Source organism: Joostella atrarenae (assembly GCF_021764745.1).
Classification (GTDB): Bacteria; Bacteroidota; Bacteroidia; order Flavobacteriales; family Flavobacteriaceae; genus Galbibacter; species Galbibacter atrarenae.
Genome location: NZ_JAETXX010000002.1, coordinates 56,991 through 69,983, shown reverse-complemented (window position 1 = coordinate 69,983; position 12,993 = coordinate 56,991). Strand labels below are relative to the sequence as shown.

The window sequence follows — 12,993 nt, the reverse complement described above, 5'->3', positions numbered from 1 at the left end:
GTACAAATATACATCAATAGAATGAATGATATAAAGATACTTTGGGTAGATGATGAAATTGAACTTCTAAAACCGCATATTTTATTCCTAGAAAAGAAAAATTATAAAGTGAGTACATGTCAAAGTGGAACTGAAGCTATAGAAGAAGTTAGAGGTCAAAACTTTGATATTGTTTTTCTAGATGAAAACATGCCAGGTCTCTCAGGCTTAGAGACTTTAAGTGAAATTAAAAGCTTAAAACCAACTCTCCCAGTTGTTATGATTACCAAAAGTGAGGAGGAAGATATTATGGAAGAGGCTATTGGTGCTAAAATTGCCGATTACTTAATTAAGCCTGTAAACCCTAATCAGATTCTTTTAAGTTTAAAAAAGAATTTAGATCATTCTAGACTCGTTTCAGAAAAAACGACCTCTAGTTACCAACAAGAGTTTCGTAAAATAGCAATGGATTTAACAATGGTTAATTCTATTGATGAATGGGTGGATCTTTATAAGAAATTAATTTATTGGGAAATTGAATTAGAAGACATTGAAGACACGGGGATGACAGAAATATTAGAATCTCAAAAAACGGAAGCTAATACTCAATTCTGCAAATTCATTGAAAAAAACTATCCGAAATGGTTTCAAGGAGAAGATGGCCCTGTAATGTCTCATACATTATTTAAAGAATTAATAGCTAAAGAGATTGATAAAAAACAACCAACCTTACTCGTTGTAATTGATAATTTAAGGTATGACCAATGGAAAACCTTTGAAGGGACTGTAACCAATTACTACAAAAAAAATAAAGAAGTTCCTTACTTCAGCATCCTTCCTACTGCTACGCAATATGCTAGAAATGCCATTTTTTCAGGGCTAATGCCTTCCGAAATGGAAAAATTATATCCAAAATTATGGAAAAACGATACAGATGAAGGTGGTAAAAACTTACATGAAGCAGCTTTCCTTGAGTCACAAATTAAAAGATTAGGGTTAGATATTAAATGGGAGTATCATAAAATATCAAACTTAAAATTAGGAAAACAATTAGCACAAAATTTTAAATCTCAAAAAGACAACGACTTAACTGTAGTTGTATACAACTTTGTAGATATGCTGTCTCATTCTAAGACAGAAATGGAAGTTGTAAAAGAGCTTGCTTCAAACGATAAAGCATATAGATCTTTAACTCAAAGTTGGTTTAAAAACTCACCTTTATTAGATATTATCCAGCAAGCTCAACAATTAGGGTTCAAGCTCATCATCACTACTGATCACGGGACTATCAATGTAAAGAGACCTTCTAAAGTAATTGGAGATAGGGATACAAGTTTAAATCTGAGATACAAAACAGGAAGGAGTCTTTCTTATGTAGACAAAGAGGTTCTCGGAGTTAAAAATCCGAAGGAAATTAAACTACCTACAATTAACATGAGTAGTTCTTTTATTTTTGCCAAGGAAGATTTATTCTTCGCTTACCCTAACAATTACAATCATTATGTAAACTACTTTAAAAACACATACCAGCACGGCGGAATCTCTCTTGAGGAAATTATTATTCCTTATGTAGTACTGAGTCCGAAGTAGAAAAGCCAATTAAGGGAAGTTTTATAGCGCAAATAATGCATTTATACTATTTTTTGTAGAAAACCATACATCTTAGACTACACCAAATTTGGTGGTTTTGATATCGTATAGTGTTAATATTATGCAAAAAAAAGAAAAAACTTGCATCGAACATAGTTTTTTTTCTATTTTTGGCCAAACCCTCAAAATTAAAACAATGGCAAAAGCAATTGATAGAATTTTTTCTATTATCCAATCTCTTGGAATGAGCGCTAGACAATTTGATATGTCTATTGGCGCATCTAATGGTTACACACTACGTATGAAAAAGAATAATGCATCCGTAGGGAGCGATATTCTAGAAAGAATTGTAGAAAAGTATCCATTTGTAAACATTAACTGGGTAGTTACTGGTCACGGAACCATGTTTGGAACCGACTCTAGTTCTTCGGAAGTACAAAACCCAGAAAAGAAGCTTACATACAAAGAAGTGGAAGCGATAATAGAACAAAAAATTAAAGCACATCAAGAAGACGAAATGAAAAACTTGATGGACAAGATTAAAACTGAAATTAGCACTACTAAAAAAGAAATTAGCTAAGCTAATTTCTTTAGTGTTTAAAACTTAAAAGCATCCTTTTAACTATTGGATGCTTTTTTTTGCTTTTAATTTATCATTCAGTTCTTCTAACTTTTTTAAATACTCTGTTGGTTCATATGAATCTTTATCTGCAATTAAAGCTGCTAGTGCCAATTTATCTTCAGAACAACTCTCTTCATCTTTAGCTAAAAAAGATATCACCTTAAAGGTTTCTGCTTTAATCTTATTTTTCAACTTCTCTACTTTAGTGAAATTATTCAGCTTAAAAGAAAGGAATACTAAAAATAACATCAAAGGTATTAATACTGGAAAAGCTTGCCATACTTCATTCTCATGAACAAACTTTTCGTTTACGTTAAACACAGCTATAATTTGGTAGCTTACTATTGTTAATGGAATCAATAAAAAATACTTCCACCAATACCTACTACTCAAAAACCATATTGTTAATATAATAAAGGAGGTTACTTTTATTAAGGTAAACCAAAAAAAGATTCGAACACTTTGAAATTCAAATGATCCAATTTCCATAAAACCTAAATCCCATATTGTAGCATCTCTAGGTGTTAGTTTGTAAATTCTAGCAATGAAAACAATTGATATAATTAAAAAGAACATCAAATATCCTCCAAGAGTTCTCCTCTTTAGTGGGTTTTTAAAGAATGTATCTTTATCCTCCTCTTCTTTTGATTCATCTTCAGACATTAAAACAGCTTTCGCAACCAGTTGTTTAAGATCATCTACATTAGAAACATAAGCTTCTTCATTAAAACTATTTAATACGCGAGAATAATGATTCGTGTTCTTAAATTTATATTTTAAAATCTCTTCTGAATCTATAGCATCTAGATTAAGCCTATTCCAAAGAGGGTAATTCACCTTTTTAGAAATTAAATAAACAGCGTAACTCACTAATATTGTAAGGAAAAGTACGACTATCTTATTAACTATATCTGACAGCTGGACTTCAGAAAAAACAACCACAAATAATTTATACAAACCAACCACAAGCAGAATAAAAACAGAAGACTTCCACCAATATCTACATGTAATATACCATATTGACAAGAAAATTGTATTACACAAGAACAATAAAACCTGAAAACAATACATCTCCACTGTAGAGTAATAACTGGTAGTAAAACTAAATAGGCTAGTTACCCAATTATCATCCACAGGACATAAAACATGTGCATAAACCATAAAAGATGATACTACAATAATAACTACAATTAGCATATCATAGCTTACCCTTCTTCTGCGTTTTAAATTCAATTTTTATATTTTATTTAAGTTCAAATTTAATCAATATAATTTCTAAGGTATAGAAAAAGGAATTAAATATAAAGTATTACTAAATTTGCTTAAAGACTATAAAGATGATTACAAGAACATACACACTTGATGAATTAGACAAAATAGCCAAAGAGATTGTTCTACACGCTAAAAATAAAATAATCCTATTTAAAGGTGAAATGGGTGCAGGGAAAACAACCTTGATAAAAAAAATAGTTGAGGAATTAGGAAGTCAAGACCATGTTTCTAGTCCTACTTTCTCACTAGTTAATGAATACCAAGGAACGAATGATACAATCTATCATTTTGACCTTTATAGGATAGAAGATGTTGAGGAAATCCATAATATTGGATTTGAAGACTACATATATAGTAATGCTTGGTGTTTTATAGAATGGCCTGATAAAATCATGGATTTTCTACCTAAAGAAGTGACGGTCATCGATATTAAAACACACTTAAACGATGAAAGAACGCTGGTAATCAACTAAAAAACTATATTTACTTACTACAAAATAAGACAGAACTAGTTGTATATTAAAAACTTACTAATGTACGACAAATGTTTTTATTCTCCGCATCTAAGTTTTTGGTATGTTTGACCCATCAAAAAACCTAAAACTATCTTAAAATGCCTATTAAAAAAGTAACTTTTACTATAGCTGCAATCGCTTTACTTTCTATTTCTCTAACTTCTTGTTCAAATGATAGCGTTGCTGATCAAGAAAGTCTTTACAACACACAAGCTGTTGAAAAAGCTAAAATAGAAATGCCTTCTAACGGATAATTAAAATAAACTTAAACAACCCTTTATACTCACTATTATGTCTTTCAAAAAAACAACTTTCGCTATAGCTACAATCGCTTTACTTTCTATTTCTCTAACTTCTTGTTCAAATGATAGCGTTGCTGATCAAGAAAGTCTTTACAACACACAAGCTGTTGAAAAAGCTAAAATAGAAATGCCTTCTAACGGATAATTAAAATAAACTTAAACAACCCTTTATACTCACTATTATGTCTTTCAAAAAAACAACTTTCGCTATAGCTGCAATCGCTTTACTTTCTATTTCTCTAACTTCTTGTTCAAATGATAGCGTTGCTGACCAAGAAAGTCTTTACAACACACAAGCTGTTGAAAAAGCTAAAATAGAAATGCCTTCTAACGGATAATTAAAATAAACTTAAACAACCCCAAAATTAACCAACATGTCTTCAACTAAAATAATTATCACTGGAGCTGTCATTACTTTGTTTTCAATATCATTAACTTCATGCTCTAATGATAGAGTTGCATATCAAGATGGTATGTATTATAATCAAGGAGTTAAAAAAGCTAATATAGAAATGCCTTCTAACGGGTAACTCTTCACTTAAATAAGATTCCATAAAGTAATTAAATATTTGTTTATGTTTTTTGGATTCGCTTAATTTGTGTTTAGATCCAAATCTTATAATTTTGAAAAAAAAGAGTAAAAACTCCTTTGAGCTAGAAAAAAGCAATAAAGCTAGAGTACTAGCCTTAGGTTCAGTCATGGCTTTTATTATAGCTATATCTCCTTATATCTTTTACCTATACGAAAGCTTTCCACAAGAACAGACTTGGGAAACCTTTTTTGTTACCTTCAAAACCTCTTATTACTCTTCATTATATATGGCAGCATGGAACTTCATGAATAAGTTTGTTCCATTACTACTCTTAATTATATGGTTTTTCACCTGTAAACATTGGTGGTATCACGTTATTCTAATCCCTATCAGTATGTATATCTTTCAACTGGTAAGCTCTTTAAATGATGACATTGAATATATAGATGAGTTTGAAATATACTATATTATTCCAGTAATGATGATTGTTATTCCCGTAGTATACCTTATCAGATTAAAATTATTTGATAAAGTTGTCCATGGAATAGATCTAGATAAGATAGATAAAGAGCTAAAAGAATACGAAAACCTAGAAAGTGACCCTGAAAAGGACAACAAATTCTTTTAGACTTAAAAAGTTTAACTACCTTTGAGTTTTTAAGAAAATACCATGTCATATCCTAATACTCCGTTTACAAAACAGGAACTTATTCCTCAAGAGGAGACCCTAGAATTGCTAAAGCAAAAAGGGGAATTATTTATTGGGATCCCCAAAGAAGTTTCCTATCAAGAAAATAGAGTTTGCTTAACTCCCGACGCTATAAATGCATTAACATCACATGGACATCGTGTGATTATAGAGTCTAAAGCAGGCTTCCATGCCAATTATTCTGATAAAGAATACAGTGAAGCTGGTGCAGAGATTACTACTGATACTAAAAAAGTATTTTCCTGCCCTATCATTCTTAAAGTAGAGCCACCATCACTTTCTGAATTAGAACTAATTAATCCGCAGACCATACTTATTTCTGCATTACAAATAAAAACGAGAAGTAAAAAATATTTTGAAACCCTTGCCAATAAACGAATTACAGCATTAGCCTTTGAATTTATAAAAGATGATGATGGAAACTATCCTGCTGTACGCGCATTAAGTGAAATTGCCGGAACTGCTTCTGTCCTAATAGCAGCAGAACTCATGACAAATGCGAATAGCGGTAACGGATTAATGTTTGGAAATATTACTGGAGTACCTCCTGTTGACGTCGTTATCATTGGTGCTGGTACCGTGGGTGAATTTGCTGCTAGATCCGCAATTGGACTTGGAGCTAGCGTTAAAATATTCGACAACTCCATAACTAGGTTAAGATGTATCCAGAATAATCTCGGTCGGATGTTATACACCTCTACCCTACAGCCTAAAAATTTATTAAAAGCATTAAAGCGTTGTGATGTTCTTATAGGCGCAGTAAGAGGTATTGATAGAGCTCCTGTTGTTGTTTCTGAAACCATGGTTGAAAACATGAAAAAAGGAGCTGTAATTATTGATGTAAGTATCGATATGGGCGGATGTATAGAAACTAGTGAGGTAACTTCACACGATAAACCAACATTTACAAAACACGGTGTTATTCATTACTCTGTACCAAATATTCCTGCAAGATATGCTAGAACAGCTTCGGTTTCTCTAAGTAATATCTTTACTCCTTATCTATTAAAAATTGGTGAAGATGGCGGATTAGAACAATCTCTAAGATTTGATAAAGGACTGAGAAATGGACTTTATTTTTACCACGGAATTTTAACAAGCAAATCGGTTGCAGAATGGTTTGACCTTTCTCACCGCGATATAAATCTATTGATATTTTAAATACTATGCCACTAATAAAAAGATTCGGTTTCTTTTTTATCGGTCTTGCTCTAGGACTGATTTTCCTTGCTTATTTTTTCAAAGAGAAAAGAGCAGAATTCTGTTATCTTCCAAATTGCAGAACACTAAAATCCATAAGAACACAAGAGAAAATCAATTTTGCTCCTAATATGCAGCAGTTATTAGACAATAAAACTATCACTGAAGAACAGATAGATTCCGTATTAACTTATGGTGATGTTAATTTTGATAAAAGCGATATTGCTCGTAGTCAAACATCATCGGAAGATAAATGTAGCACTTATTACATAAACGGTAAAATAAACAACGAGCCCGTAGAGCTCGTTGTAAAGAATTGTAAATTTGTTGCTGATATTCTTGATATCAAAAAGGAAACTATAGAATAAGCTTCTTATAGTTTTCTTCGTTTTCTTTCTGTAGATAATAAAGTTAATTCGCGTGTTGTTTGCCCAGCCACAGAAGTGTTTTCTTCTGCACGTCTAATAAGGTATGGCATCACGTCTCTAACAGGCCCAAAAGGGAGATACTTAGCTACATTGTATTTTACATGTGATAAATTATAGCTAATATGATCACTCATTCCATATAATTGCCCAAACCAAACACGATCGTCATTCTTAGCTATATTTTTTTCTTCCATAATAGACAATACTAACAAAGTACTGTCTTCATTATGAGTTCCTAAAAATAATACCATAGTATCTAGGTTATCCATCATATAACGAACGGCAGCATTAAAATTATCATCCGTTTCTTTTTTAGAAGCACATATTGGCGTTGGATATCCTTTTTCTTCCGCACGATCATTTTCCTTTTCCATATAAGCTCCACGAACAAACTTCATTCCTATAATAAAGCCATCCTTTTTAGCTCTTTCATGTAAACCTTTTAGATAATCTAAACGATCCCATCTATATAATTGCAGTGTATTATAAACAACCGCTCTTTCTTTATTGTAAGTACGCATCATCTGCTCCACAATAGTATCAGCAGCAGTCTGCATCCAACTTTCCTCCCCGTCTATAAGCAAAGAAACTTCCAATTCATATGCTTTTTTACATACGGTATCAAACCTTAATATAACACGCTCCCATTCTTCCTTCTCTTCACTGGTAAGTGTATCTCCATTTCCAACCTTCACATAAAGATCAAAACGACCCAATGCTGTTGGTTTAAAAACTGCAAAAGGGATAGCTTCTTTTTCCTTTACAAAATCTATTAATTTTAAAGTTCTAGCAACTACAGCATCAAACTCCTCTTCCGTTTCTTTTCCTTCAACAGAATAATCCAAAACAGAACATACTCCTGCAGTATAAATAGCATCTACAGTCTTCATACAATCCAACTCGCTCACACCTCCACAAAAATGATCGAAAACAGTAGCCCTAATCAAACCCTCTACTGGCAAGTGTGCTTTAATAGCAAAATTTGTAACCGCAGTTCCAATCCTAACTAAAGGTTGGTGAGCTATCATTTTAAATAAAAAGTAAGCTCTTTCAAGTTCAGAGTCGCTTTTTAATTTAAAAGCAATCTCCGTGTTATCAAAAAAATTCTTCATTCAATAAACCGCTATAAATTTTTGCAAATATAGTGTTAGATATTTTACTTTTTTACATGAAAAACTCGTTATTTTGCTAGTAACTAAATTTATATTCAAGATTCATGCTTAATTCTATTAACAGCAACGGTTGCCAAGTACATTTCAATGAAAAATCTTATGAGGAACTTAATGCTCATTTGGAAACAAAAGGTTATTCTAAAATTTTCATATTAGTTGATGAAAATACACATGCAAACTGTTTACCTGTTTTTCTTGGGAAATTAACTACACTTCCTGAGTTTGAAATTATCGAAATTGAAGCTGGAGAAGTGAATAAGCAAATTGAAACCTGTAGTGAAGTTTGGAAAGTTATTTCTGAACTTGGAGGCGATCGTAAATCGTTACTTATAAATTTAGGAGGTGGTGTGGTTACAGATTTAGGAGGTTTTGTTGGCGCAACATATATGCGTGGTATAGATTTCCTAAATATCCCTACAACACTACTCTCTATGGTAGATGCTTCCGTTGGAGGTAAAACAGGCGTAGATTTAGGTCCATTAAAAAATCAAGTTGGCGTTATTATTAACCCTATTATGGTTTTAATTGATACTGAATACCTTGAAACACTTCCGCAGAATGAATTAAGAAGTGGATTGGCAGAAATGCTAAAACACGGTCTCATTTATGATGAAACCTATTGGAAGCAATTACAAAACATGAATCAATTATCTCCTGAAGATTTAGACCAGCTTATACATAGATCTGTTGTCATAAAAAATGAAGTTGTTACTGAAGATCCTCGTGAAAATGGACTTAGAAAAATACTAAACTACGGACATACCTTAGGACATGCAGTAGAATCTTATTTTTTGCAGTCAGAAGAAAAAACAACTCTTTTACATGGAGAAGCTATTGCTATTGGAATGATCATGGAAACTTATCTTTCCTCTGAACTTTTAGATTTTCCTAAAGATAAATTAGAAGAAGTAAAAGCGAACTTTCTTTCATATTTTGACAAAGTAACTATTACAAATGAAGATATGGATGCCATTATTAAGCTGATGAGATTCGACAAGAAAAATGCGCATGGTAATGTCAATTTTGTCCTCTTAGAAAACATTTCAAAACCTAAATTAGACGTCACTGTAAATAAAGACTTATTAATCAAATCTTTAGAATACTATAAAAATTAATTTTTTCTCTTGCGTATTAAAAAAAAATAGTGATTTTTGCTCTTGTATTTTATAGAATTTAATGAGCTGTTTTTTAAACTCCGTGTGTATAAATATTAGGAAGTCCTATTTATATGTATCTTGTAAAACAAGGTCTCGGTCCTTAAATTTAACTTCCAAAAACATTTTAAAAAAATCTGCTATTATATCTATAGCTTACCTCCCTGCCTATTTGCGTATTTGAATAAAAATGCTATTTATAACATAAATTTAAAATAAAATAAATATCATTTTTTTAATATTACAAAAAAGCAACTATGAAGACGAAGTATTTCGATCTTATAGATCAATCCTACTATTTCCCTCAAGAGGAATTTAAACTAGATGGTAACCAGTTAAAGTTTCATGACATCGATCTTATGGAACTTGTTAAAAAATATGGTGCTCCATTAAAGTTTACATATTTACCTCAAATCTCTAACAATATTAAAAGAGCTCAATATTGGTTCAAAAATGCTATCGAAAAGCATAACTACCAAGGAGATTATCACTATTGTTATTGTACAAAAAGCTCGCACTTTAGTCACGTATTAAATGAGGCTTTAAACAATAATATCCACATAGAAACTTCTTCTGCGTTTGATATTGATATTGTTAAAAACCTAATTGCAAAAGGCAAGTTGTCTAAAGATAATTATGTGCTATGTAATGGCTTTAAAAGAGATAAGTATATAGAAAACATTGCGGAACTAATTAATGGTTCCCACAAAAAGTGTATTCCTATTATAGATAACTATGAAGAACTAAACCTTTTAGAAGAATCTATAAACGAACCTTTTAACGTAGGGATTAGAATTGCTTCGGAAGAGGAACCTAAATTTGAATTCTATACAAGTAGACTAGGAATCGGATACAAAAATATTGTACCATTTTATAATCGTGAGATTAAAGACAATAAAAAGGTGAACTTAAAAATGCTTCACTTTTTTATAAACACTGGGATTCGCGATAATGCTTACTATTGGAATGAGCTTCTAAAATGTTTAAAAGTGTACATCCAATTACGTAAAATTTGTCCTACAGTAGATTCATTAAATATTGGAGGAGGATTTCCTATTAAAAACTCATTAGCATTTGATTATGATTATGAGTATATGGTAAATGAAATCATCAACCAGATAAAAACATCTTGTGATGAGGCAAATGTTCCTGTTCCTCATATTTTTACAGAATTCGGAAGTTTTACCGTAGGAGAAAGCGGAGGTGCTATTTATGAAGTTTTATATCAGAAGCAACAAAACGATCGTGAAAAGTGGAACATGATTAATTCCTCTTTCATTACTACATTACCAGACAGCTGGGCTATTAGTAAACGATTTATTATGCTCGCTATAAACCGTTGGAATGATGAATATGAACGTGTACTTTTAGGAGGACTGACCTGTGATAGCGATGATTATTATAACTCTGAGCAAAACATGAATGCCATTTATATGCCTAAGTATGATAAAGCGAAGCCATTGTATATTGGTTTCTTTAATACAGGTGCATATCAAGAAACTATAGGTGGTTTTGGAGGCTTACAACATTGTTTAATCCCTTCTCCAAAACACATTCTTATCAATAAAGATGATGAAGGTAATATTACCACTAAACTTTTTTCTGAACAACAAACAGCAAACGACTTTTTAAAAATCTTAGGTTACGATGAGTAAGAAACATTATGCCGGTATCCCGGAAAAGTACGCACGTTTGGATGACGCTCAAGTAGTACTCATTCCAGTGCCATACGATGGTACAAGCACATGGCAAAAAGGAGCCGATAAGGGTCCCGATGCTTTTTTAGATGCATCTGAAAACATGGAGCTTTTTGATATTGAGACACGAAGCGAACCTTATAAAAAAGGCGTTTACTTGGCTCCTGCGATTACGGAAAATAGCTCTCCGGAGAAAATGGTAGAAGCAGTTTATAAAACAACTAAAAACTATATAAAACAGGAAAAGTTTGTTACCCTTTTTGGAGGAGAACATTCTATTTCTATAGGTTCTATTAGAGCTCTTAATGAGTCGTTTAACGATCTTACCGTGCTACAAATAGATGCCCACGCAGATCTAAGAGAATCTTATGAAGGGAGCAAATGCAATCATGCATGTGCTGTTTATGAGGCTAGTAAGACCACAAAACTTATTCAAGTAGGAATACGTAGTATGGATATTTCTGAGCTTGATAATATGGTAGAAGATCAAACTTATTTTGCTGAAGATATTAATCTTAGCGATGATTGGGTAGACGATTCTATTCATCAAATGAGTGAAAATGTATTTATTACTATAGATTTAGATGCTTTTGATCCATCTATACTTCCTTCAACTGGAACTCCAGAGCCAGGAGGTTTACTATGGTATGAGACATTAGATTATTTAAAAAGAGTATTTAAAAAGAAAAATGTAGTTGGCTTTGATATTGTAGAGCTTTGTCCTAATGAAAACGAAAAATCTTCAGATTTCTTAGCTGCAAAGTTGTATTATAAAATGTTAGCTTATAAATTTAAGTACGCAAACTCAAAAAATCAAGACGAAGATGACGAATAATAAAGGAGCAATTTCAAATTTCATAGAAAAATATTACCTCCACTTCAATTCTGCTGCATTAGTAGATGCCGCAAAAGGATATGAAGCACAACTAGAAAGCGGAGCTAAAATGATGGTAACTCTAGCTGGGGCTATGAGTACTGCAGAACTAGGAAAGATCTTTGCTGAAATGATACGTCAAGATAAAGTGCAAATCATTTCTTGTACTGGAGCAAACCTTGAGGAGGATATTATGAATTTAGTAGCTCATTCTCATTATAAACGCGTACCAAATTACAGAGACCTTACTCCAAAAGAAGAGTGGGATTTATTAGAAAAAGGACTAAACAGAGTTACAGATACTTGTATTCCTGAAGAGGAAGCTTTTAGAAGACTACAAAAGCATATTTTTAAAATATGGAAAGATGCGGAAGAAAACGGTGAACGTTATTTTCCACATGAGTTTATGTATAAAATGTTATTATCTGGAGTATTAGAAGAATACTATGAAATCGATTTAAAAGATTCATGGATGTATGCTGCTGCTGAAAAAAACCTTCCAATTGTAGTTCCTGGATGGGAAGATAGCACTATGGGAAATATTTTTGCTTCTTACGTAATGAAAGGCGAATTAAAAGCCTCTACCGTAAAAAGCGGAATTGAGTATATGGCATATTTAGCAGATTGGTATACTGAAAATTCTGAAAACGGAGTTGGTTTCTTCCAAATCGGAGGAGGAATTGCTGGAGATTTTCCTATCTGCGTTGTTCCAATGTTATATCAAGATATGGAAAGACCAGAAACTCCTTTTTGGAGCTATTTCTGTCAGATTTCCGACTCTACCACAAGTTATGGTTCATATTCTGGAGCCGTTCCAAATGAAAAAATAACATGGGGTAAACTTGATATAGACACGCCTAAATTTATCATAGAATCGGATGCAACTATTGTTGCTCCACTTATTTTTGCATATCTTTTAGATATGTAACTTTAATAAAATATTTAA

The 12,993-nt window shown here is 32.1% G+C and carries 16 protein-coding genes; 14 read left to right on the top strand and 2 right to left on the bottom strand.

What is annotated here, in order from left to right; translation table 11 throughout:
- Positions 1-21 precede the first annotated feature (21 nt).
- On the top strand, positions 22-1,569 hold the full coding sequence (porX, locus tag JM658_RS04935; protein WP_236958130.1) for a T9SS response regulator signal transducer PorX: 1,548 nt from the start codon (positions 22-24) through the stop codon (positions 1,567-1,569).
- A 196-nt stretch (positions 1,570-1,765) separates the two neighbouring features.
- Entirely contained in the window at positions 1,766-2,149 is a 384-nt protein-coding gene (locus JM658_RS04930) for a hypothetical protein (RefSeq protein WP_236958129.1), read from the top strand.
- Positions 2,150-2,191: 42 nt separating this feature from the next.
- Here JM658_RS04930 and JM658_RS04925 read toward each other — a convergent pair whose 3' ends face one another.
- Positions 2,192-3,424 carry a hypothetical protein gene (locus JM658_RS04925; protein ID WP_236958128.1) on the bottom strand — a complete coding sequence of 411 codons (1,233 nt, stop codon included), beginning with the start codon at positions 3,422-3,424 and terminating at the stop codon, positions 2,192-2,194.
- Positions 3,425-3,528: 104 nt separating this feature from the next.
- Here JM658_RS04925 and tsaE point away from each other — a divergent pair, with 104 nt between their 5' ends.
- The 8 genes from tsaE (at position 3,529) to JM658_RS04885 (ending at position 7,090) form a co-directional block, all read left to right on the top strand.
- Positions 3,529-3,936 carry a tRNA (adenosine(37)-N6)-threonylcarbamoyltransferase complex ATPase subunit type 1 TsaE gene (gene tsaE / locus JM658_RS04920; protein ID WP_236958127.1) on the top strand — a complete coding sequence of 136 codons (408 nt, stop codon included), beginning with the start codon at positions 3,529-3,531 and terminating at the stop codon, positions 3,934-3,936.
- Positions 3,937-4,076: 140 nt separating this feature from the next.
- Entirely contained in the window at positions 4,077-4,232 is a 156-nt protein-coding gene (locus JM658_RS04915) for a hypothetical protein (RefSeq protein ID WP_236958126.1), read from the top strand.
- 37 nt (positions 4,233-4,269) lie between these two features.
- Positions 4,270-4,425 (top strand): hypothetical protein, encoded by a 156-nt coding sequence (locus tag JM658_RS04910; protein ID WP_236958125.1) that lies wholly within the window; start codon positions 4,270-4,272, stop codon positions 4,423-4,425.
- 37 nt (positions 4,426-4,462) lie between these two features.
- Positions 4,463-4,618, top strand: coding sequence for a hypothetical protein (locus JM658_RS04905; RefSeq protein WP_236958124.1), 156 nt, complete (start codon positions 4,463-4,465; stop codon positions 4,616-4,618).
- 36 nt (positions 4,619-4,654) lie between these two features.
- The gene (locus JM658_RS04900) at positions 4,655-4,810 is read left to right on the top strand and encodes a hypothetical protein (RefSeq protein WP_236958123.1); all 156 of its coding nucleotides are present in this window, start codon (positions 4,655-4,657) and stop codon (positions 4,808-4,810) included.
- 94 nt (positions 4,811-4,904) lie between these two features.
- Entirely contained in the window at positions 4,905-5,441 is a 537-nt protein-coding gene (locus tag JM658_RS04895; protein WP_236958122.1) for a hypothetical protein, read from the top strand.
- Positions 5,442-5,483: 42 nt separating this feature from the next.
- Positions 5,484-6,683: an alanine dehydrogenase gene (locus JM658_RS04890; RefSeq protein WP_236958121.1), complete on the top strand. Its 1,200-nt coding sequence runs from the start codon at positions 5,484-5,486 to the stop codon at positions 6,681-6,683.
- A 5-nt stretch (positions 6,684-6,688) separates the two neighbouring features.
- On the top strand, positions 6,689-7,090 hold the full coding sequence (locus JM658_RS04885; protein WP_236958120.1) for a DUF4258 domain-containing protein: 402 nt from the start codon (positions 6,689-6,691) through the stop codon (positions 7,088-7,090).
- A 5-nt stretch (positions 7,091-7,095) separates the two neighbouring features.
- On the opposite strand, the gene JM658_RS04880 is transcribed toward JM658_RS04885, so the two are convergent.
- Positions 7,096-8,262, bottom strand: a complete 1,167-nt coding sequence (locus JM658_RS04880; RefSeq protein WP_236958119.1) for a proline dehydrogenase family protein — start codon at positions 8,260-8,262, stop codon at positions 7,096-7,098.
- Between the two features lie 104 nt (positions 8,263-8,366).
- Here JM658_RS04880 and aroB point away from each other — a divergent pair, with 104 nt between their 5' ends.
- From aroB to JM658_RS04860, 4 genes are all read left to right on the top strand, one after another.
- A complete protein-coding gene (gene aroB, locus JM658_RS04875; protein WP_236958118.1) occupies positions 8,367-9,437 on the top strand; it encodes a 3-dehydroquinate synthase in 1,071 nt (356 codons plus the stop codon).
- Between the two features lie 296 nt (positions 9,438-9,733).
- Positions 9,734-11,131, top strand: a complete 1,398-nt coding sequence (locus tag JM658_RS04870; protein ID WP_236958117.1) for an arginine decarboxylase — start codon at positions 9,734-9,736, stop codon at positions 11,129-11,131.
- Positions 11,124-12,008, top strand: coding sequence for an agmatinase (gene speB / locus JM658_RS04865; protein WP_236958116.1), 885 nt, complete (start codon positions 11,124-11,126; stop codon positions 12,006-12,008). Before JM658_RS04870 ends, speB begins: the two co-directional genes overlap by 8 nt.
- Positions 11,998-12,975: a deoxyhypusine synthase family protein gene (locus JM658_RS04860; RefSeq protein WP_236958115.1), complete on the top strand. Its 978-nt coding sequence runs from the start codon at positions 11,998-12,000 to the stop codon at positions 12,973-12,975. Before speB ends, JM658_RS04860 begins: the two co-directional genes overlap by 11 nt.
- Positions 12,976-12,993: the final 18 nt, after the last annotated feature.